General features: G+C 69.3%; 17 protein-coding genes. 9 read left to right on the top strand and 8 right to left on the bottom strand.

Annotation, left to right across the window (positions count from 1 at the left end):
* Positions 1-30: 30 nt before the first annotated feature.
* Both ABN273_RS00130 and ABN273_RS00135 read right to left on the bottom strand, forming a co-directional pair.
* On the bottom strand, positions 31-1683 hold the full coding sequence (locus ABN273_RS00130) for an FAD-binding dehydrogenase (protein ID WP_349446511.1): 1653 nt from the start codon (positions 1681-1683) through the stop codon (positions 31-33).
* 60 nt (positions 1684-1743) lie between these two features.
* On the bottom strand, positions 1744-2121 hold the full coding sequence (locus tag ABN273_RS00135) for a hypothetical protein (protein ID WP_349446512.1): 378 nt from the start codon (positions 2119-2121) through the stop codon (positions 1744-1746).
* Between the two features lie 433 nt (positions 2122-2554).
* On the opposite strand from ABN273_RS00135, the gene ABN273_RS00140 reads away from it, so the two are divergent.
* Positions 2555-2881 (top strand): hypothetical protein, encoded by a 327-nt coding sequence (locus ABN273_RS00140; protein ID WP_349446513.1) that lies wholly within the window; start codon positions 2555-2557, stop codon positions 2879-2881.
* 3 nt (positions 2882-2884) lie between these two features.
* Entirely contained in the window at positions 2885-4993 is a 2109-nt protein-coding gene (locus ABN273_RS00145; protein ID WP_349446514.1) for a carbon starvation CstA family protein, read from the top strand.
* Here the strand turns inward: ABN273_RS00145 and ABN273_RS00150 are convergent.
* Entirely contained in the window at positions 4982-5335 is a 354-nt protein-coding gene (locus ABN273_RS00150) for a histidine phosphatase family protein (RefSeq protein ID WP_349446515.1), read from the bottom strand. The two genes, ABN273_RS00145 and ABN273_RS00150, sit on opposite strands and share 12 nt — an antisense overlap.
* A 172-nt stretch (positions 5336-5507) precedes the next feature.
* On the opposite strand from ABN273_RS00150, the gene ABN273_RS00155 reads away from it, so the two are divergent.
* The gene (locus ABN273_RS00155) at positions 5508-6455 is read left to right on the top strand and encodes a DNA polymerase domain-containing protein (RefSeq protein ID WP_349446516.1); all 948 of its coding nucleotides are present in this window, start codon (positions 5508-5510) and stop codon (positions 6453-6455) included.
* A 135-nt stretch (positions 6456-6590) separates the two neighbouring features.
* Entirely contained in the window at positions 6591-8090 is a 1500-nt protein-coding gene (locus ABN273_RS00160) for a M20/M25/M40 family metallo-hydrolase (RefSeq protein WP_349446517.1), read from the top strand.
* Between the two features lie 258 nt (positions 8091-8348).
* Here ABN273_RS00160 and ABN273_RS00165 read toward each other — a convergent pair whose 3' ends face one another.
* Together ABN273_RS00165 and ABN273_RS00170 are read right to left on the bottom strand one after the other, a co-directional pair.
* A complete protein-coding gene (locus tag ABN273_RS00165; RefSeq protein ID WP_349446518.1) occupies positions 8349-9842 on the bottom strand; it encodes a M28 family metallopeptidase in 1494 nt (497 codons plus the stop codon).
* Between the two features lie 111 nt (positions 9843-9953).
* On the bottom strand, positions 9954-10562 hold the full coding sequence (locus ABN273_RS00170; protein WP_349446519.1) for a hypothetical protein: 609 nt from the start codon (positions 10560-10562) through the stop codon (positions 9954-9956).
* A gap of 519 nt (positions 10563-11081) precedes the next feature.
* Here ABN273_RS00170 and ABN273_RS00175 point away from each other — a divergent pair.
* On the top strand, positions 11082-12212 hold the full coding sequence (locus ABN273_RS00175; protein WP_349446520.1) for a pentapeptide repeat-containing protein: 1131 nt from the start codon (positions 11082-11084) through the stop codon (positions 12210-12212).
* 393 nt (positions 12213-12605) lie between these two features.
* Here the strand turns inward: ABN273_RS00175 and ABN273_RS00180 are convergent, their stop codons facing one another.
* Positions 12606-13070 carry a hypothetical protein gene (locus ABN273_RS00180; RefSeq protein WP_349446521.1) on the bottom strand — a complete coding sequence of 155 codons (465 nt, stop codon included), beginning with the start codon at positions 13068-13070 and terminating at the stop codon, positions 12606-12608.
* A gap of 361 nt (positions 13071-13431) precedes the next feature.
* On the opposite strand from ABN273_RS00180, the gene ABN273_RS00185 reads away from it, so the two are divergent.
* A complete protein-coding gene (locus tag ABN273_RS00185) occupies positions 13432-14187 on the top strand; it encodes a hypothetical protein (protein ID WP_349446522.1) in 756 nt (251 codons plus the stop codon).
* A gap of 10 nt (positions 14188-14197) precedes the next feature.
* Here the strand turns inward: ABN273_RS00185 and ABN273_RS00190 are convergent, their stop codons facing one another.
* Both ABN273_RS00190 and ABN273_RS00195 read right to left on the bottom strand, forming a co-directional pair.
* Positions 14198-15418 carry an MFS transporter gene (locus ABN273_RS00190; RefSeq protein WP_349446523.1) on the bottom strand — a complete coding sequence of 407 codons (1221 nt, stop codon included), beginning with the start codon at positions 15416-15418 and terminating at the stop codon, positions 14198-14200.
* Positions 15419-15589: 171 nt separating this feature from the next.
* Entirely contained in the window at positions 15590-19531 is a 3942-nt protein-coding gene (locus ABN273_RS00195) for a S8 family peptidase (protein ID WP_349446524.1), read from the bottom strand.
* A gap of 176 nt (positions 19532-19707) precedes the next feature.
* Here ABN273_RS00195 and ABN273_RS00200 point away from each other — a divergent pair, with 176 nt between their 5' ends.
* The 3 genes from ABN273_RS00200 (at position 19708) to ABN273_RS00210 (ending at position 22092) form a co-directional block, all read left to right on the top strand.
* Entirely contained in the window at positions 19708-20673 is a 966-nt protein-coding gene (locus ABN273_RS00200) for a helix-turn-helix domain-containing protein (protein ID WP_349446525.1), read from the top strand.
* A gap of 112 nt (positions 20674-20785) precedes the next feature.
* Positions 20786-21298: a sigma-70 family RNA polymerase sigma factor gene (locus ABN273_RS00205; RefSeq protein ID WP_349446526.1), complete on the top strand. Its 513-nt coding sequence runs from the start codon at positions 20786-20788 to the stop codon at positions 21296-21298.
* A gap of 98 nt (positions 21299-21396) precedes the next feature.
* Complete coding sequence (locus tag ABN273_RS00210) at positions 21397-22092, top strand: zf-HC2 domain-containing protein (RefSeq protein ID WP_349446527.1); 696 nt, start codon at positions 21397-21399, stop codon at positions 22090-22092.
* Positions 22093-22094 lie beyond the last annotated feature (2 nt).

Consider the following 22094-nt stretch of genomic DNA (forward strand, 5'->3'; position numbering starts at 1 on the left):
GCGGTTGGCTTTATGGGTGACCGAGGGCGGTCAGCCGGCGGCGGCGCGGCCGGCTTGGCGGCCGGAGAAGAGGCAGCCGCCCAGGAAGGTGCCCTCGAGAGCGTTGTAGCCGTGCACCCCGCCACCCCCGAACCCGGCGATCTCTCCCGCCGCGAACAACCCGTCGACGGGCCGGCCGTCCAGGCCCAGGACGCGCGAGTCGAGGTCGGTCTGGATGCCGCCGAGCGTCTTCCGGGTGAGCACGTGCAGCATGACCCCGACCAGGGGACCGGCGGCCGGGTCAAGGATCCGGTGCGGCGTGGAGGTGCGGCCCAGCCGGTCGCCGAGGTAGCGGCGGGCGTTGCGGATGCCCTGGATCTGGGAGTCCTTGCTGTACGGGTTGGCGAGCTGCAGGTCGCGGGCCTCGATCTGGCGGCGCATGAGCTCGGCGTCGAGCAGCGGCTCGATCGTGAGCTGGTTCATCTTGGCGACCAGGTCCGCCAAGGTGTCGGCCACGACGAAGTCCGCGCCGTTGCGCATGAAGGCCGCCACCGGACCGGGGGCGCCCTTGCCGAGCAGGCGTTCACGGAGGAAGGCCTTGCGGTCGTTGCTGGTGATGTCGGGGTTCTGCTCGGAGCCCGACAGCGCGAACTCCTTCTCGATGATCTTCTGGGTCAGCACGAACCACGAGTGGTCGTGGCCGGTGTCGCGCAGGTGGCGCAGGGTGCCCAGCGTGTCGTAGCCGGGCAGGCAGGGATCCGGCAGCCGCCGGCCCAGCGCGTCGAACCACATGGAGGAGGGCCCGGGCAGGATCCGGATGCCGTGGCCCGGCCAGATCGGGTCCCAGTTGCGCAGGCCCTCGGTGTAGTGCCACATGCGGTCGCGGTTGACCAGCCGCGCCCCGGCCTCGGCGCTGATGTCCAGCATGCGGCCGTCGACGTAGGCGGGCACACCCGTCACCATGCTCTCCGGGGCGGTGCCCATCCGGTCGGGCCAGTAGCGGCGCACCAGGTCGTGGTTGCCGCCGATGCCGCCGCTCGTGACGATCACCGTGGGCGCGGCGAGCTCGAACTCGCCGACCTCGTCGCGGTTGGAGGCGACCCCGCGCGGCGAGTCGTCCTCGGCGAGCAGCGTGCCGCGCACCCCTTGTACGGCGCCGCCGCTCATGACCAGCTCGTCGACCCGGTGGCGATGGTAGAACGTGACCAGCCCGCGCTCGGCCGCCTGCCGGACCCCGCCGACGAACGGCCTCAGCACGCCCGGGCCCGTGCCCCAGGTGACGTGGAATCGCGGCACGGAGTTGCCGTGGCCGTCAGCGCGCAGGTCGCCGCGCTCGGCCCAGCCGACGGTGGGCAGCAGCTTGATGCCGAGCTGGTCGAGCCAGGCGCGCTTCTCCCCGGACGCGAACTCGACATAGGCGCGGGCCCACCGTACGGCCCAGGAGTCCTCGTCCTCGAGGCGGTCGAACTGGGCGCTGCCCTGCCAGTCGCTCCAGGCCAGGTCGAAGGAGTCCTTGACGCCCATCCGCCGCTGCTGCGGCGAGTCGACCAGGAACAGGCCGCCGAAGGACCAGAATGCCTGGCCGCCCAGGTTGGCCGCGCTCTCCTGGTCGACCACGGCGACCCTCTTGCCCCTGGCGGTGAGTTCACAGGTCGCCACCAGGCCTGCCAGGCCGGCTCCGACGACGATGACGTCAGCGTTCATGCGCCGATGATTGCGTCTGTGACATCCCATTCACAAGGTGGATGAAAGACACCAAAGGTCTCACGTGCCGTTTATCTCCAGCAGGCGATCGAGCCGGAGGGCGAGGTCGATCATCTCGCACCTGAGAGAGTCGAACTTCTCCATGATCTCGGACTGGGTGGACTTGAAGTTCTCGTTCGTCTGCGCGCGGAAACCGGCGATCTCCACGATGAGAGCCTCGAAGTCCTGGCTCGCCTCCGTGCGGACGTCCGCGATCTCGGCCTTCAGCTCGGCGAGGCCGATCGACCTCTCGCAAACGTGAACGGGCAGGCCGGGCCGGTGCGGGCCGCTCTGCGCCGGAATGGCGTGGTGGGGGCGTTGGCCGGGGCCGGAGCGCACGATCGTCTCGAGAGCTTCCACCCGGCGTTTCAGGTCGAGGATCTCTGCCTCTACGTTCACGCACTCCTACCTTCGCCATGGCCATCCGGGCCTCACTTCGTGTGTGCACATGATGACAAGCGGTTCATGATCAGGGGCGATCGAACGCCGAAGCACGTGCGGATTTTTCTCCCGCCACGACGCCGGCGCTGATGGCGGACATGGTGACGGCCACCGCGTGACGCGCCTTCGAAGAGCCACGGTTCGCGTCGAAGGAGCACAGGGCGATGGCCGCACGGACCAGTTTGCTGCCTGGCCGGTCGCCGGTGAAGCCCCGTCAGAATCGGTGACTCCTACTTGTTGTGCGTCTGCGGCCGATCGATCGCGAGGGTCGATCGGCCTCGGTGTCGTCGGCGCGGACAGGGGCGCCGGACCGTCGGGAACGTTTCGGAAGCAACTACTCCGGGTAGGCCCGACGTTGATCTCTGAGCTGCCTGGTCCTCAGGAGCCCCAGATGTCCCGTATCACGTTGACGCGTGCCGCCCGTGAAGCGCTGCGCGACGAAGAAGTGGTGTTCTTCGACTGGCACGTGACCGGCCTCTGCTGCGCGGATGCGGGTGAGTTCTCGGTCAGGCCGCTGCGTCGCTCCCGGCTCCCCCGGCAGGCCCGCCGACTCGGGACCGATCTGGTGTACGCCCATCCCACCGCCTGGGTGCATCTCGCCGAGCTTCCCGTGACGATCGACTGCCGTCCGCTCTGGCGCTGGCGGCACTTCACCACCGATCTGCCGCCGGACGCCGGGCTGCGTTGTTGCCTGGGTCGCCCCATTCCTGGGAGGTAACGGGTGAAGCTGCGTTCCATCATCATCTGGACGGCGGTCGCCGCCGTCGGGGCCGCTGGGTGGGCGGTGCTCGCCCTGTCCAGAGGAGAGAACGTCAACGCGGTCTGGCTGCTGGCCGCCGCACTCGGCTCGTACGCCATCGCCTACCGTTTCTATGCCCGTTTCATCGTCCGCAAGGTGCTGGGCGCGGACGACCGCAGGGCCACCCCGGCCGAGCGGCTCGACAACGGCATCGACTACCAGCCGACCGACCGGCGCATCCTGTTCGGTCACCACTTCGCCGCCATCGCCGGGGCGGGGCCGCTGGTCGGGCCCGTGCTGGCGGCTCAGATGGGCTACCTCCCCGGCACCATCTGGATCGTCGCCGGCGTGATCTTCGCCGGGGCCGTCCAGGACATGGTGATCCTGTTCTTCTCCATGCGGCGCAACGGCAGGAGCCTCGGCCAGATGGCCCGCGAGGAGATCGGGCCGATCGGCGGGGCGGCGGCGCTCATCGCGGTCTTCGCCATCATGATCATCCTGCTGGCCGTGCTGGCGCTCGTCGTGGTCAACGCCCTGGCCAAGTCGCCGTGGGGCGTCTTCTCCATCGCCATGACCATCCCGATCGCCCTGTTCATGGGCTTCTACCTGCGGGTCATCCGGCCGGGCAGGGTCGTCGAGACCACCGTGATCGGGGTCGCGCTCCTGCTGCTGTCGATCATGGCCGGCGGCTGGGTGCAGGAGTCGAGCTGGGCGCCGTTCTTCACGCTGAGCCCGTCGGCGCTGGCGCTGTGGCTCATCGCGTACGGGTTCGTCGCCGCGGTGCTGCCCGTGTGGATGCTGCTCGCGCCGCGCGACTACCTGTCGACGTTCATGAAGATCGGCACCATCGTGCTGATCGCGATCGGCATCGCCGTCACGATGCCCGCGCTGAAGACCACGGCGTTCACGGACTTCGCGTTCAACGGCAAGGGGCCGGTGTTCGCCGGGTCGCTGTTCCCGTTCGTGTTCATCATCATCGCCTGCGGGGCGCTGTCGGGCTTCCACTCGCTGATCTCGTCCGGCACGACCCCCAAGATGATCCAGAAGGAGACCCAGGTCCGGATGATCGGGTACGGCTCCATGCTCATGGAGTCGTTCGTGGCGGTCATGGCCATCACCGCGGCCTGCGTGCTGACCCCTGGGCTCTACTTCGCGATGAACTCCCCGGCGGGCGTCGTCGGGGCCACCGTGCAAAGTGCCTCGCAGGCCGTCAGCGACATGGGCTTCGTGATCACACCGGAGCAGCTCCAGGCCGCTGCGGCGGCCGTACAGGAGCAGACCCTGATCGCCCGCACCGGCGGCGCGCCCACGCTGGCCGTGGGCATCTCGCAGATCTTCTCCGGGTTCATCGGGGGAGCGGGGCTGCAGGCGTTCTGGTACCACTTCGCGATCATGTTCGAGGCGCTGTTCATCCTCACCACCGTCGACGCGGGCACCCGGGTGGGGCGCTTCATGCTGCAGGACACGCTGGGCAACCTGTGGAAGCCGATCGGCAAGGTGAGCTGGTGGCCCGGACTGGTGGCGGCCAGCGCCGTCGTCGTGGCGGCCTGGGGATACTTCCTGTACGTGGGCGTCAACGACCCGCTGGGCGGCATCAACCAGCTCTTCCCGCTCTTCGGCATCGCCAACCAGCTGCTCGCCGCGGTGGCGCTCACCGTGGCCACGACGCTGCTGATCAAGAGCGGCCGGCTGAAATGGGCCTGGGTCACGGGGGTGCCGCTGGCATGGGACGCCGCGGTCACGCTGACCGCCAGCTATCAGAAGGTGTTCTCCGCCGATCCCACGCTCGGCTTCTTCGCCCAGCGTGACCGCTACCAGGCGGCGCTGGACCAGGGGAAGCTGCTCGCGCCGGCCAAGACCCAGGACGCGATGGAGCAGATCGTGGTCAACTCCACCGTGGACGGGATCCTGGCCGCGCTGTTCGCGGTCCTGATCGTCATCGTGATCCTCGACGCCCTGCGCGTGTGGGTGACGGCGATCAGGTCGCGTGAGCCGCTGCCGACCACGGAGGCGCCGTTCGAGGAGTCGAAGATCCGCGCCCCTGCCGGGCTCATCGCGACCCGGGAGGAGCGGGAGATGCTAGAGGCGTAGCTCCGGCGGGAAGCCTGTCCACCGCAGGTCGGTGGGCAGGTGGCCCATGTCGTTGAAGAGCAGGACGGAGGACGGGCGGTCCTGCGCGTACCTGATGACGGTCAGGGCGGCGTTGCAGTGGTTGAGGCCGAGCCAGCGCCAGTCCGGGGCGTTCAGCGCGGCACGGACGAGCCAGCCGATCAGGAAGTTGTGCGTGACGACCAGCTCGTGGCGAGTGCCTTCCGCAGCGCCTTCCACTGGGCCGGTGAACAGCTCTTCGGCTTCACGGGCGAGCCGCGCGCCGCCGTCCTCCGGGAACTGGCCGACGAAGCCCAGGAGCCGGTCCGCGTGCTGCGCGGGCAACTCCTGCTTGGACGCCCTTCAGCCGCTCGCCGAGCAGCGTGGACTGCCGTCGGCCGTTCTGCGTGAGGCCGCTCTCGTCCGGCGTGGCCTCGCCGTGGCGGGTGAGGTAGAGGTAGCGGGTCATCGGTCTCCTGTTGTTGACCTCGGATGCGCGTCATGGGCATGGTAGGACGTGGCCAGCGACGAGACGCGCGACGGGATCGCGCTCACCAACCTCGACCAGCCGCTCTTCGACGGAGCGGGGGCGACCAAGCGTGACCTGGTCGACTACCTCGACGCGGTCAGCGACCGGATCATCCCGGCCCTGCGCGACCGGGCGCTCTCGGTCATCCGCGTACGGCCGGGGCAGGAGCCGTTCATGCAGAAGAACCTGCCCAAGTACGCCCCCGACTGGGTGAGTTCGATCTCCGTGTGGGCCGAGGCGTCACGCCGGCAGGTGACGTACGCGCTCTGCAACGACAGGAGGACGCTGCTCTGGTTCGCCAACCAGCGGGCCGTGGAGTACCACCCGGCGCTCTTCGTCGGCGGCCATCCCACGCACATGGTGCTCGACCTCGACCCGCCCGAGGGCAGTGACGCGTTCTCGCTGGCCGTACGCGGGGCGTTGCTGGTGCGCCAGGCCCTGGCCGATGCCGGGCTGGCGGGGGCGGTGAAGACCAGCGGGGCCAAGGGCGTGCACGTGTTCGTGCCCGTGGTGGCGGGGACCGGCGTGGAGGACCTGGCCGCGGCCACCCGCGCGCTGGGTGCGCGGGCCGAGCGGCTGGATCCGGCGCTGGCCACCACGGCGTTCATCCGCGAGGACCGCGCGGGCAAGGTGTTCATCGACTCCACCAGGGCGGGCGGGGCCACGGTGGTGGCCGCGTACGGTCCTCGCGTGCGTCCCGGCGCGCCTGTGTCCTTCCCGGTGGCCTGGGAGTCGATCGAGGACGTCGCGCCCGCCGACTTCACCGTGCACACGGCGGCCGAGCTGCTCAAGGGGGCGGACCCGTGGGCCGAGCTCATGCCGGACCCGCAGCGGCTGCCCGCTGACCTGGTCGAGGAGGGGCACACGATCCCGGTCGCCCGCGTACAGGCGATGCACGAGGGCAAGCGGCGCGCCCGCGCCCGTCGCGGCGAGTGACCAGCTGACGGGTGCCCACCCGCATATGTCCGGATTTTGACGCACTAGTGGGTCTTCTCACTGATCGTCGGCCGGGTTACGTTCGCCTGGCGGCTCGGGGGAACTGCCGCATTCCCGTCCAGTAGGGGGACCTTTATGCGCCGAATCGCCATCGCGCTGATCACCGCGCTCGCCTTGCCGCTGGCCATGGCCGCGCCGGCCAACGCCGGCGGCCTGGACGACGTCTTCGCCGGTCTGCTCGTCAAGCAGGTCAAGGGCACGAACGTCAAGAAACACCTCAACGCCCTGCAGGCGATCGCCGACGCCAACGGCGGCAACCGCGCCGCGGGCACCCCCGGTTACAACGCCTCCCGCGACTACGTGGCGGGCAAGCTGCGCAAGGCCGGATACAAGGTCACGCTCCAGCCGATCAACTACGTCGACAGCTGGAGCGAGAACTCCCCGCCCACGCTCGCCCTGACCGCGCCCGGCTCGAAGACGTACGTGCCGAACGAGGACTTCTACTCCTTCCAGCCCTCCCCGGCGGGTGACGTGACCGCGCAGGTCCAGGGCGTGGACCTGACGCTGCCGCCGACCCCTTCGCCCAGCTCGACCAGCGGCTGCGAGGAGTCCGACTTCGCCGGCTTCGTGTCCGGCCGGATCGCGCTCATCCAGCGTGGCACCTGCGCCTTCGCCCAGAAGATCCGCAACGCGGGGCGGGCCGGAGCGTCCGGGATCATCGTGTTCAACGAGGGCCAGGCGGGACGGACCGAGGCGTACCCGCTGGACATCGGCGAGTGGCGGGCCGGGGTCCCGATGGTGTTCGCCGACTTCGCCGTCGGCAACGAACTGGCGGCCACCCCCGGCGCGACCGTCCGGCTCAAGGTCGACGCCAAGCTCGTGCTCGGCAGCAACGACAACGTGATCGCCGAGTCCCGCTTCGGTGACCCGCGCAATGTCGTGATGACCGGCGCCCACCTCGACAGCGTCCACGAGGGCCCCGGCATCAACGACAACGGGTCGGGCAGCGCCGCGATCCTGGAGGTCGCCGAGGAGATGGCGCTCTTGCCGGTGAAGAACAAGGTCCGCTTCGCCTTCTGGGCCGCCGAGGAGATCGGCCTGCTCGGGTCCGACCAGTACGTCGACTCGCTGTCGGAGGCGGAGCGCGACCGCATCCGGGTGTACCTGAACTTCGACATGGTGGCCTCGCCGAACTACGCGTACAAGCTGTATGACGGGGACAACTCCGACAACGTCGGCTCCCCGGCCGGGCCGCCCGGATCCGCCGAGATCGAGAAGCAGTTCCAGGCCTTCTACGGCTCGCGCCAATTGCCCACCGTCGGCACCGACTTCGACGGGCGCTCCGACTACGGCCCGTTCATCGCGGTCGGCATCCCGGCGGGCGGGATCTTCACGGGCGCCGAGGGGATCAAGACGGCCGAGGAGGCGGCGCTGTTCGGCGGCACGGCGGGGGTCGCGTACGACGCCTGCTACCACCAGGCGTGCGACACCATCGCCAACATCAACGACACGGCGCTGGACGTGGACGCGGACGCGATCGCGGACTCGATCGCCCGCTACGCCGTCAACCTCCGCTCCATCCCACCGAGAACGGCTCCCGCGGCGGCGGCGCTGGCCGCGAAGGCCGCCAGCTGACCTCCACCGCTCCGGGCTCCCCGGCCGGGGGCACCACCCCCGGCCGGGGAGCGCTGCGTTGCGCCACACCCAGCCGGGCCGAGCCTGGCAAACCGGCCCGGTCCGGCTGGGTGCGGGCGCGGGGCGTGGTCCCGCTCCCAAAGCGAGTCCGTTGCACCACGCGCGGCGAGGCCGCGTCCGTACCAGGGCGGGGCGCGGCCTCGCGGAGCGTCAGCGGGGCCGCGTCCGTACCGGGGCGGGGCGCGGCCTCGCGGAGCGTCAGCGGGTGATCTTGACGTCGTCCACGCCCGCCTCGACCAGGGAGGCGCCCGAGGCGTCGGCGGCGTCGATGAGGATGCGGACCGTCTGGCCCGCGAACGCGTTCAGGCTGGCGGTGGCCGTGGCCCAGGCGCCGTTGCGGTTGGCGGCCGCACCCGTCTGGTTCAGCACCGTCGTCGTGGTGGTGCCGACCACGCGGACCCGGAAGTAGTCGGCGCTGGAGGCGTTCGAGCCGTGAGCCAGGTACCACGACAGCGACAGGTTCAGCGGCCCGGTGGACGGGAGCGTGATGGGCGGCGACTGGATCGAGGTGACGCCGCCGTCGAGGTCGTGGTCGCCGGCCGAGGCACCCGCGAGACGGCCGGTCACCAGGTCGTTGCTGCCGCTCACGGTGGTGCCGAGCTGCTTGGCGCCGCTGGAGGTGGTGGCCTCCGGGTCGCCGCGCTCCCACTGGCCGGTGGTGGCGGTGTCCGTGCCTGACGGGTTGGCGGTCCACCCCGTGGCCGTCTCGAACGTGTCCTGCCAGACCACGACCGGCGGCACGGCGGTGGCGACCGTCCACACCGCGTACGCGATCGCGTCGGCGTTCCTGTCGAGCGCGGTGTCGTTGATGTTGGACGAGGTGTCGCAGGAGCGGTGGTAACAGACGTCGAACGCCTGCCCGGCGGTGCCGCCCCACAGCGTGGCCTGGGCCGAGCTCTTGATGCCCTCCGCGCCCGTGAACGTGCCGCCCGCCGGGATGCCGACCGCGATGAACGGGCCGTAGTCCGAGCGGCCGTCGAAGTCGGTGCCCCGGGTCGGCACCCCGATCGAGGTGAAGTAGTCCTGGATGACCTTCTCCAGCTGCGCGGACCCGGCCGGGCCGGGCCCGGAGCCGGTGCCGTCCGAGTTGTCGCCGTCGTACACGAAGTATCCGGGGTTGGGGGAGCCGACCATGTCGAAGTTCAGGTACCCCTTGATCCGCGCTCGGTCGGCGGCAGGCAGGTTGTTCACGTAGAACTGCGATCCGCGCAGCCCCAGCTCCTCCGCGCCCCACCAGGCGAAGCGCAGGTGCTTGGCCGGCTGGAGCGACTGGCGGGACACCTCGAGCGCGGTCTCCAGGATGGACGCGCTGCCCGAGCCGTTGTCGTTGATGCCGGGTCCCGCGGTGACGCTGTCGAGGTGCGCGCCGACCATGAGGATGTCGTCGGGGTCCCCGCCCGGCCAGTCGGCTATGACGTTGTAGCCGGTGGCGCCGTTGTAGGTGAACGACTGCAGGGTGGTGGTGAAGCCGGCGGCGTCCAGCTGGCCCCGTACGTAGTTGGCCGAGGCCAGGTAGCCGGGGCGGCCGTGCGCGCGGTTGCCCCCGTTGGCGGTGGCGATGGACTGGAGCTGGGAGAGGTGGTTCTTGACGTTCGCCAGCGAGATGTTCGGTGCTGCGGCGGCCCGGGCGGGCGTGCCCGGCAGGACGATGGCCAGGGATAACGCGATCACTGTGGCGATGCGTAACTTCACGCCGTTTCCGCAGGTGAGCGGCATGGTGGCGCCTCCATCCGAGGTCGAGGGTGGAAGATCCCGAGATGGTGCTCATAGGAACGTAACCCGCCAAAACGGGTTCGCCTAGGCCTATGAATGGAGGCTCAGACCGGGCCGCAGCGCCGCCAGGACGGTCTCGGGCTGGTCGGCGAAGAAACGGATCGAAGTGGCCTCCGCACGGGCGCCGAACGGGCGCACGAAGGCGATCGGCTCGGTCAGCTCGATCGTCATGTTCGTCTGCGAGGAGACCGCCACGCTGAGCCGCCCGTCCTTGACCGTGACCAGGCTGCTCTCGTTGTAGTTGCGGCTGGTCCGTACGGCGGCGATCCGATCGACGGGTACGCGCAGGTCGAAGTACACGCCGTACCGGATGCGCAGCTCGTCCGGGGTGATGACGTGGGGCCTGGTGACACAGGCGGCGGCCAGCATGATCCCGTACAGGAGCCCGTACACGTCGGCGAAGAGCACCGCGAAGCGCGGCCACGCGGGCACGTCGAGCGCGACCAGTAGCAGATCGACCACCACGGTCTCGACCGCCATCGCGAACAACATCAGCGACAGCATGAACGTCTGCGCCTTCGTGTACGTCGCGACGACCGCCCCGTCCGGCACGCCATGACGGCGCCGCACCATCCACTGCCCGATGGCGGCCAGGCCCTTCAACTCGAATCCCACGATCCGCAGCACGGCTCTGACCATCGGGTTCCTCTCTCTCGGCGCGGTTACCCCCGATTAGAAACGTTGACGTCGCGTCAAGGTCAAGCCGAGATGAGCCCTCACAGTGAGCGCTTTGGGCGAGGTGTCGGGCCAGCGGTCCGCCCAATGGCATCTTCTGCGAGGGCTCCAGTCCCAGGCGACGGTGTGCGCATGTGAGCATCGCCCGGGACGTATCTTTAGTTGGAAGACGAAGAGTTGCGACTCTCGCACTGAGTGCTGTTGCGCGCCGCCCTAAGTAGCTGGGCAGCACGACCCTTTGACACACCAATCCTCTCTGCCAGACCGTTCAGAGAGAGATGATCGGTCTCGCTGAGTCGCTTGGCGGTTTTTGCGCGAGTCAGCGCCGCCGCATCGGCTAGAACACCCTCCGACCAGGGGCGACGGGCATCGTCGGCCAGAGGTTCCCGTGCGGGTGCTCTGGTAGGGGCGCAGGAACACGATCCGCCAACAGACTCCCCAATCACCCACTCACCGTGAGATGGGTCCGGCATTGTGTGAAATATGCCACGCCTTCCCCTGCTCCGGCGAGCACCCCACCAAGGCACCGCTGAGCCGCGTCCGGTCGAACTGCTGCACATTGGCACCGCCCTGGCTGTCACCTTGGTTGCAGCCACGCTCATGGCTGGCGGACTGTTGGCCGCTGCCTTGGCCTGGATGGGCCTGCCGTCCAAGCTCATGGTCGACACGGGCAATCTGCTGGAAATCATTAAGATTTCCCTGGCCGTGGTGGGCGGCATCGGCGGTGCCGTCGCCTTGGTCGTCGCCTACCGCAAACAGCGCCTGGCAGAGGAAGAAAACCAGCGCGCCCGGCTGACGGCCCGGCGCGAGGACACCAAGCTGTACGCCGAACGCTTTGACAAGGCCGCCGACAAGCTCGGCTCCGAAGCCCCCGCAGTCCGCCTGGCTGGCGTCCACGCCCTGGCCGCCCTCGCCGACGACTGGGCGGGCGGCCGCCAGATGTGCATCGACGTTCTGTGCGCCTACCTGCGGATGCCTCCCGAACCCGAACCCGATATCGGCCAAGAACCGGCCAGGCATAGCACCTGGCGTGCCATGCGCGAGGTACGCGCCACCACCATCCGGCTTATCGGTGCCCATCTCCAGCGTGATGCCGCCGTCCCCTGGCACGGACACGACTTTGACTTCACCGGCGTCACTTTCGACGCCAGCGCGAACTTCGCGGGCGCTGTCTTCTCCGGCGGCCGTGTCTGGTTCCTCGGTGCCGTCTTTTCTGGGGACGGAATCTTCTTTAGCAGCGCCGTCTTCTCCGGCGCTGTGGTCATGTTCAACCGGGCGGTCTTCTCTGGCTCGACCGGGTTCGTCAACGCCACCTTCTCCGACAGCGAGATCTCATTCGAAGGTGCTGTCTTCTCCGCCGGCAGGGTCTCGTTCGCCAAAGCCGTCTTCTCCAACGCGAACGTCATCTTCTCCGGCGCCGTCTTCTCCGGCAGCACGGTCTCGTTCGCCAATGCGAAGTTCTCCGGCGGCTGGATCCCGTTCGACGGCGCGGAGTTCTCCGGCGGTGACGTCGACTTCACCCGAGTCGCCGAATGGTCTCACCCACCTACTGGGCTACCCGAGCAAGCGACAGGGCTGCGGTTGCCATCACCACCCATGTCCCAACCTACCTAATACGGCCGCCGCGCCACCAAGCCGTGCCCCGAAACAAAGCCACTACCAGCGACGACAGCTCAAAGATCGATAACTGCGGCTGGCGTACTGGGGGAGCCAAATAGGGGAGCCAGCACTCTCCGGCCAGGGGCGACGAGCATCGACGGCCAGAGGTTCCCGTGCAGGTAAAAGGCTCCCCGTCCGACCCCCTCGGACCTGGTCAGACCCTCTTCCCCTGCCGTCGCGTCAAGGTCAAGCCGATGGGATTGCGCCTGTCTCGACTGCTCAGAAGGGGAGGCAGGGCGGACAGCAAGGACACGAAACTGAACGCTTCGGCCCTGCCGGCCCCTGACCGATGAGAAAGCCATCTCATGATCAGCCGGTGATCATGAGATGGCTTTCAGATACATCAGGTCATCTCCCGTGCCATTCGATCCTCTTTCCGCCGGTCGGCGAATCCTTCGGCCCCCAGGTGGCGACATAGGTGCAGTAGGGGGAGGGAGCAGTCGTGACCTTCAGCGCGCCCGTGTATGTCGTACCGTCGATGTCCCTAGTAGAGGTGCCGGCGTCCGGGCAGTAGGTGTCGTGGCCGGCCCGCCAGAAATTCAGGTCGTAGTCCTTGTTGAGGTTGCTGTCCGGCTTGTACGCGCGGGCCCACCGGTACCACGATCCGTTGTACTTGCCCATGCGGAGCTGGAGCCGCGCGCCGCTGGCCGCCACGTACTCCTTGAATGTGCGGACGTCGGTGGCCTTGGAGGGCACGGAGTAGTTAAAGCTCTCCGCAGCCGCCGCGCTCGGGTTGGCAACGACGCAGGCGGCCGCGATCAGCGCGCCGACCGTGGCCGTACCGAACGCCTTGGGCAGGCTCTTGAACTTCACGAGATGGATCCTCAATGTGATCGACTTCTGAACGTTGCTGGCAGCCGACCAGGCCGGTGACAGCTCCAGCCACACTAGAGACCGCCGGTATGCCTTCGGTATGTCGCGCAATCCCGCCAGCGGTGAGACGAGCACCAGGGCTGGCGCCCTCAACCTTCCATGCGGACCCCCTTCCTCTGACGTCGCGTCAAGGTCAAGCCGAAGCGATCCGGCTGCCGTGGAAAGCAACCTTTCAACATTTCTAGGTAGTCCTTACTCAGGTGCGCCCGCACGCGCCGCCGTACCGTCAAGGAGTAATTTCCCTGAGCGGTCCGGTGGGCCGTATCGAAAAAACTCTCGGCAGCAAGGAGAAATGGTCGAAATGTCACTGGCGATCAATCTGCAAAGCATCAAGTGCCTGAATGAGACGAGCGAGGCGTCCGCCTCGGACGAGGTGTACGTCCTGGTGACGACGGCGCTCTTCCGCACGCCGCTGCCAGGCGTGCCGGCGTCGGTCGCCGAGCACAACGTGATCCACTACGGGATCTTCGAGGATATGGACGACGACGACCCGAATCCCGTCACGGTCTCCGGGCCGGCATTCTGGGGCCTCGACGGAAATCCCGCGCCGATCGGAGAGCCGGATGACGTCGCCGTCATCGTCTCCCTCATGGAGCACGACAACGGCTCTCCGCAGCAGTATCGGGAACTCGTCGACGTAAAGGCGTCACAGTCGCTGCTGTCCTCGGCGGCCAATCCCAGTACGGCGAGACGCGCGGCGCTGCTCGTCGACGACGTAAACAATGTCTTGAACGCGATAGACGTCCCGATTCCCTTCGCGTTCGACGACGACCATCTGGGAACCCGTCTACTCCCACTCGATTCTTCGGACCTGTTGAAAGGAGGAATGAAGGAGAAACGCATGGTCATATCAGGCGACGGCGGAGAGTACGAACTCGTCTTCCGCATCCGCTACCGGGGGTGGGAACACAGCGTCCCCGGCCTCGCGGACGTCGTGCACGTCCTTCCTGGGACGAGCCCGACGAGCTGGTACACGCCCAAGGACAACGTCCAGCACATCGCGTACGTGGGAACCGACCAGCAAATCCACGAGCCGTTCTTCCGCCTTGACCCGTGATCGTGTCGCGTCATGCGCCCGGCGCCGTGACGGCGTCGGGCGGCAGGCGACGGGACAGGCGCAGGAGGGTGAGGCTCGCCAGCGCGAGCAGGACGGTGAGCGTGCCCCACAGCAGCGAGGGCGCGGCGCCCAGCAGGGCCGAGAACGCGGCCGGGGCGACGACGTTCCCGATCGCCCAGGTCTGCTGGTGGATCGCCAGGTAGCGGCCGCGGAGGGCGGGTGGTGCCGTCGCCGCGGCCAGGGCCCACGACGGGGTGGCGTGCATCAGCTCACCCGCGGTGAAGACGAGCGTGGCCACCACCAGGGCGATGACGCGCGGCGCTCCGGGGGGAAACGCGGCCGCGGCGGCGTACGCGACGCACGACACGATCAGGACTGCCCCGCCCAGGGCCATGGCGTGCGTACGGCGTGCGGCGCGCTGCCGTCGCCGGACCGCGAGCTGCCCCGCCGCCACCAGGATCGTGTTGAGTGTGTACAGCAGGCCAAGCAGCCAGGCGGGGGCGCTGAGCACCGTGACGGCGTACACCGGCAGCGCGACCGGAAGGACCATCCGCGTCAATGTGAACGCCTGCTCGGCCGCCACCAGCCCGACGAACGGCCGGTCCGCCAGCACCCGACGGTACCCACCCCGCTCCGGGGGCGCCGGCTCCATCGGTGTGCGCCGCCCCGACAGGACCAGGCACCCGGTGGCCACGACGAAGCTGGCCGCGTTGACCGACGCGATGATCACGAAGCCGGTTGTGCCGCCCAGCGACACCACCCCCGCCGACAGCAGCCCGCCCAGGCCGAACGCGACGTTCCTGGCGGTCGACATCATCGCGTACAGCCGGTCCCGGTCCGCGCCCGTGGCCAGGACCGAGATGTAACCGCCGGAGGCGGGATAGTAGGCCCGGTCGCCGATCGCGACCAGCGCGGCGACCACGATCAGCGCGGCGTAGCCGTCCACGAACGGGTACGCGGCGAAGCCCAGCCCGCGCAGCACGTACGTGCCCATCAGCACACGCCGTGCGTCGAACCGGTCGATGAGCACACCCGCCACCGGGTTGGCGGCCAGCCCCACCGCGGCCGCCGCCGTCACCCCCAGCCCGACCACGGTCATGGGCAGGCCGGTGACCGTGTGGATGAACAGCAGGGTGAGCGGGTAGTACAGGCCACTGCCCAGAGCGTCCACGAACATCCCGACGAGAAACGGCCGCACGCCCGACTGGCGCGCCACGGAGGCGATCGACATGACGAGGAGTATCGGCACGCCAGAGGCCCCCGCGGATCGGCCCCTAGCCCTAGACGGTCTACACCGATGGTCTTAGAGCCCCGCTATCGGCGGTCCCCATCCAATGGGGCGCCCACCGCGACCTGACGTGGATGGTCGGATCGCGGTGGGCGCGGCGGCGCGACGCGGCGGTTACCGCACGAGGTAGGCGTCGGAGAGGAGCTGCTGGACGGAGTTGCCGTCCTTGTCCTTCGCCTCGACCTTGATCGAGATGCTGCCCGGGCCCTTTGGGTTGAGCACGAGCACCCTGTCGCCGGGCAGCACTGTGGCCTGTGCCCAGTGCGCGCCCTTGTCGCTGGAGATCCAGGCTCTCCGCAGCGACGGCGACTTGCCGCCCTCGGGCTTGACGGTGAAGGTGAACGGCCTGCCGCCCTGGACCGTGTCGTCCTCCGGCAGCCTGAGGTCGTACTTGAGGCGGATCAAGGGCACCTGAGCGCAGGGCTGCTTGTCATCCCACAGCACGGCGTCCAGGCAGGCGTACGGGGCGCTGCCGGCCGCCGGGCGGGCGGAGTGGAAGGTCCAGGTGGTCTCGACGCTGGTGCCGGAGTGCTTGCCGGCGAACGCGTCCTTCCACGAGTCCGTGAGCCGGTACGTGCCGGACCCGGCGGGGACCGTGTAGTAGGGCACCTCCAGGTCGTCGTACTGCGGTTGGACCTCGGTGTCGCCGCTGAACAGGTGGATCTCCTCGGTCCCCGGCGCGCCCTGGTACATGTGGCTCGGGTCGGAGGCGTCGGAGTAGTAGCCGAAGCCGACCGGGCTGAGCGCGCGCAGCCGCAGCCGGTCGCCCTGGCGGCAGCCGTCGCAGTAGAGGGTCGGGCTGAACCAGTCCGGCAGGCCGGAGCCGGTCGTGAGCTGCGCGGGCACGATGGCCTCGTTCCAGTCCTCCCGCTCCTTGGTGGCGCGGGTGAAGCCCCGGGCGGAGATCGCGTAGCGGGAGCTGAACGTGGCGGGGTCGAAGAACACGTACTCGCGCTCCCACAGCACGTCCCGGCCAGGCGAGTTGTAGTACTCGGTCCTGGCCGTGGGTCCGGCGTAGCCGTGCGAGCCGCGGACGCTGAAGCGCTGCTCGGCCGAGTAGGTGTGGTTGACCTCGGTGAAGTTCCAGCGCGGCCCCCACGTGCCCGCCTCCGGGGCGAACTGCGCGTGGTACGTGGTGTCGATCTCGGTGAGGTCCCGGGCCTTCGGGGCGAAGTTCAGGCGGCCCGCCGTGGTCCCCTTCACGTAGTAGGCCAGCTTGTACTCGAACGGGGTGGTCGGCGTGGCGCGCAGGGCGGCGCTCGGGTACGGCTTGCGGGCGAGCGCCTTGCCGAGCCGGTCGGCCTCGCCGCTGTCGATCCACAGCACCGGGATCTTGTTCTGGGCCGTGTACGCCGAGGCGGTGAGCAGCCAGGCGAACCGGTCGCTGGTGACCACGCCCGCGGCTCCCGCCTTGATGGCCAGATCCATGTCGGCCAGGAAGAGCTGGAGCGAGTCCCTGGCCGGGAGGTGGACGAGCTTGCCGCGCACGTCCGCGCCGCCGCGCATGTCGTCGCCCGTGGTCAGGCTCAGGTGCCTGTCGGCGGTGAACTTCGGCACCAGCGGGTCGTGCTCGCTGACGTAGTGCGGGTTGAGCCGGACCCCCGGCACGGCCAGCTCGACCTCGGGGGCGCGGCGGATCTGGTCGAACAGCAACGTGTAGGTGCCCACCGTGGGCGCCTTCCGCACCCGCGTGACCCAGTACTTGCCGGTGTTGACGGGCTCGTAGCTGAGCAGCGACGCGCCCCCGTACATCCGGCCCGAGGCGGTCGTGCGGACGGTCATCACGTTCATGAACACCGGCTCCGACGTGCGCGGCGTGCTCACCTGGATCGGCTCGACGTCGGTCGCGTCCAGGGTCACCGTGGTGTCGCCGTCGAGCTTGATCTCGGGGGCGAGCAGCAGGCCGTACTGGAGCTGCCGGTCGGGCTGGGTGAACCACCAGGGTGTGTCCCCGATGGAGTAGACGCCGCCGTGAGCGAGCTTGAACTCGGTCTCGAACGTGCCGGGCGTGTCGGTGGCCCGCCAGTTGTCGGTGGCCACGCTCATCGGCTCCCCGTCGAGGAGCGGGTCGGTGTCGCTGACCCGGACGGCGGACACGATGCCCGGGTTGACCGTCCATTCCGGTCTGCCGACGAACCTGATGCGCACGGTGTCCATCTCGGCGCCCTTGTGGAGGGCGATCGGCGCCGTCAACCGGGCCGTGCCCGCGGTGGCCGTCAGGCGGCCCTCGTACCAGCCGGGGTCGCCGAGCGTGGGCTCGATCGTGAGGTTCGCGCTCGCCGTGCCGCCGGCGGGAACGGCCAGCGACGACGGGGTGAGCGTGGCCATCCCGGCGGGCGGCTGGGCGTCGCCGCGCTTCAGCGTCATGGACAGGGCCAGCGTGACAGGCTCCTTGCCGGTGTTGCGGAAGGTCACCTTCCTGGTCAGGGTCTGGCCGGTGTACGGGTCGGTGAACGCCGCGTGCACCGTCGCCAGGTCGTCGAAGACCTGCTGGGTGACGGCCTGCCCGAGATCCAGCCGTCCCGAGCCCTGGTCGTAGACCGGGGCGTCGCCCGGCTTCGCGGTGCCCGTCAGCGCGGTCTTGATCTGGTCGGCCGTCCAGTCGGGGTGCTGGACGGCGAGGATGCCCGCGGCGGCCGCCACGTGCGGCGTGGCCATCGAGGTGCCGGACGCCGCGGTGTAGTGGTCGTCGATCGGGCCACCGCCCGGGACGCTGCTGCCCTCGCCCAGCGAGGTGCCCGCCGCGCGGGCGGCGATGATGTTCACGCCGGGCGCGGTGATCTCCGGCTTGATCGCGAAGTCGTCGCTCAGGCGCGGGCCGCGGCTGGAGAAGGAAGCGATCTTGTCGGCCGAGTCCACCGCCCCGACGGTGAGCGCCGAGGTCGCCGCGCCGGGAGAGGCGATGGTGTACCGGCCGGGGCCCGAGTTACCCGCCGCCACCACGAACAGCGTGCCGTGCTCGGCGGTCAGCTCGTTGGCCGCCTGGCTCAGCGGGTCGGTGCCGTCGGTCGGGCTGTTGCTGCCCAGGCTCATGTTGACCACCCGGGCGCGCGCGGTGGCCGCCTGCCACTGCATCGCCGCGATGATCTCGGAATTGTTGCCGCTGCCCGTGTCGTCCAGCGCCTTGGCGATGGTCAGCCGGGCGCCGGGGGCGACGCCCTGGTACTTGCCGTTCGAGGCGGCGCCGCTGCCCGCGATGATGGACGCCACGTGGGTGCCGTGGCCGACCCGGTCGGCGACCTCGTCGGGGTTGCCGCCGCCTGGTTTGCCCGCGGGGACGAAGTTGCGGACAGAGGTGACCCGGCCCTGCAGGTCGGGATGCGCGGTGTCGATGCCGGTGTCGATGACGCCCACCGTGGCGCCCGTGCCGTCGTAGCCGGCCGCCCAGGCCGTGGGGGCGCCTATCTGCGGGTTGCTGACGTCGTCGAGCGCCTTGACCTTGCCGTCGAGCCACACCTTGCGCAGGTCGCTCTTCAGGGCCTTGGCGTTGTCCTGCCCGCCTCCCAGGGACTGCCAGAACGTGGTGGCCTGCTTCTTGTCCACCTTGATCGCGGCGCCGTCGATGCTCTCCAGCACCACCGGCTCCGCGCCGCCCTTCAGCGACTTCGCCTTGCCCGCCAGGTCGGCGGACTTGGTCTGCGACTGGTACTGGACGATGAGCGGGATCTGCGCGGCCTTGGCGTCGCCGTACCCGTTGGCCGCCAGGTAGTCGACGTTGAACAGCTCCTTGTCCAGCAGACCCTTGCTGACGTAAGACGCGGCGTCAGTGGGGATCACGTAGTAGCCGTGCTCGTCCTGCTCGGCCTGGTACGTCCGCGCCTCGCGGCCCGCGCCGGGTTCCAGGGTGGCCGACGCGCGGCCCGCGCCGTCCTTCGCGTAGATGACGGTGTCCCCGGTGATCAGTGTGACCTTGACCGGCGGCGTGCCGGCTACCGGAGCGTTCACCTTGGCGTTCGTGATCGTCGCGGTGGCCGTTCCCTGGACCGCGACGAGCGGCACGGCGAGTACGGCCCCGAGTAAGGCCACGAGTCTGCGGCGCCGGGGGGTGGACAGCATGCGCACAACTTCTCCAGACGTGAGTAGCACCGGCCATCGTCGCCCGCGCGCGATGGAGATCGTTTACACGCTGACCTAATCTGGTGATCAGTCAGGGCACAAGACCGCCGAACGGGCCAAAACCCGCCAGGTGGCGGTAACCCGCCACCCCGTCAGCGGGAGAAGGGGCGTCGCCGATGCTCGAAGCGATCGGCCTGTCAGCTGCCGAGAGCCGCCTGTACGCGACACTCGTCGAGAACCCGCGATCGTCCGCCGACGAGCTCGCCACGCACTGCGGCGTCTCGACGCTCCTCGCGGCCCGCACGCTGGCGGCCTTCGCGCGGCGCGGCCTTGCCAGCAGGCTGCCGGGCCGCCGCGCCCGTTACGTCGCCGTCGCCCCCGACATCGCCATCAGGCCGCTGCTCACCCGCCAGGAGGAGGAGCTCCACCAGGTGCGCACGGCCATCCACGAGCTCACCATGTCGTTCCGTCTGGCCTCCCGCTACGCGACGCATCCGGCCGAGCAGGTGGAGGTCATCACGGGGACCGACAACATCATCAGCAGGGCGTACGCGCTGCAGGACAGCGCCCAGACCATGTTCCGCAACATCGACAAGCCCCCATATGTCATGAGCGGTCACGCCGACAACGTCGAGCGCGAGCGGCGGATGCTCAAGTCGGGCATCGACTACCGCAGCGTGTACGACCGGGAGTCCTTGGCGCTTCCCGGCAAGTTACGCCTCATCCAGGACTCCATGGCACGCGGGGAGAAGGCCCGCGTGGTGGCCGGGGCGGCGGCGAAGATGTGGATCGCCGACGACACGCTCGCGCTGATCCCCATCCGCAACGGGTCGTACTCCATCGACGCGGCGTTCATCCTGCACCAGTCAGCCCTGCTCGACGCGCTGATCGCGCTGTTCGAACTGGAGTGGCGGCGGGGGTTGCCCATCCGCGCGGCACCCCGGCCCACCGATGAGCCCGACGAGCTGACCAGAGATCTGCTCGCGCTGCTCGCGGGCGGCCTGACGGACGAGGCCATCGCGCGGGCGCTGGGGCTCGGGCTGCGCACGGTGCAGCGCCGCATCCACGCCGTCATGCGCGACCTGAACGCCATCACCCGCTTCCAGGCGGGTCTGGCGGCCCGGGAGCGCGGCTGGATCTAGCGCAAAGTGCCAGTCCCAGCCCCTTCTGGTGGCTACAGTGAGAATTCCAATATCGGTGGGATATTTCGGGATATCCGCAGCGCGAGGAGCCCGCACCCTTGTGAATCACCGCGTGACGGACGAAGCCATGGTCCGAGCCCTGTACCGCGAATACGGCGCCCCTTTGATGGCCTTCGCCGTCCGCCTGACGGGGGGCGATCGGCGCTGGGCCGAGGACGTCGTGCAGGAGACCCTGGTACGCGCCTGGCGCAACCTCCACGACCTGCGTACCGAGTCCGGCTCGCTGATGCCCTGGCTGGCGACCGTGGCCCGCCGGGTGGTGATCGACAACCGGCGCCGCTCCGGCTCGCGCCCGCTCGACACCGTCGAGGACGTCCCGGAACGCGCCAACGCCACGGCGGCCGAGGACGAGCGGCTGCTCCGCGAGATCGTCGTGACGGACGCGATGCTCTCGCTCTCGCCGGCTCACCGCCAGGTCCTCACGGAGACGTTCCTGCTGGACCGCACGGTCCAGCAGGCAGCGGAGACCATCGGCGTGCCGGTGGGCACCGTGAAGTCCCGCGTGTACTACGCCATGCGCGCGTTACGCGTGGCGCTGGAGGAAAGGGGGGTGACGCTGCCGTGACCAGGGAGCCGCGTCACCAGGAAAGTCACGGGGAAGGGGGGTGACGTTGCCATGACCAGGGAGCCGCGTCACAACAGAACGAAGGGGGTGACGCGCTCATGACCGAGATGCGTCACGAGGACGTGGCCGCGTACGCGCTCGGCCTGCTCAACGAGGAGGAGCGCGCCGAGTTCGAACGCCACCTGCACGGCTGCGCGAGCTGCGCCGAGGAGGCCGGGGCGTTCGCGGCGATGGGGGAGCTGATCAAGGGCGTGCACCCGGACGATCTCCTGCCCCACCCGCCCGACCCCCAGGTCGAATCGCTCCTGGTGCGCCGCGCCGCCACCGAGCGCCGTCGCCGCCGGCTGCACCGCACGTTCATGTCCGCCGCCGCCTGCCTGGTGGTCGCGGCCGGCGTGTTCCTCGCGGTCAGCTCGATGACCAGCGGCCCGAACCCCGACAGCATCCACAGCCCGGCCCGCGCGCTCCTCATGACCGGCCGTACGTACTCCGCGACCGACCCCGCCACCGGCGTGTCCGCCGTCGTCGGCCTGGAGGACAAGGGCTGGGGCACCCACGTCGCGCTGGAGCTCAAGGGCGTCAAGGGACCGCTGCAGTGCCGGATGATGGCGGTGGGCGACGACGGCCGCTCCGAGACGGTGGCGAGCTGGGGCGTTCCCGACAAGGGGTACGGTGTGCCCGGCTCTCCCGACCCCCTGGTGCTGCACGGCGGCACCAGCCTCCCGCAGTCGGAGCTGAACCACTTCACGATCGAGACCTTCGACGGCCGCACCCTGGCCACCATCCAAGTATGAGA

The organism is Nonomuraea sp. B19D2, from assembly GCF_040137845.1.
GTDB lineage: Bacteria > Actinomycetota > Actinomycetes > Streptosporangiales > Streptosporangiaceae > Nonomuraea.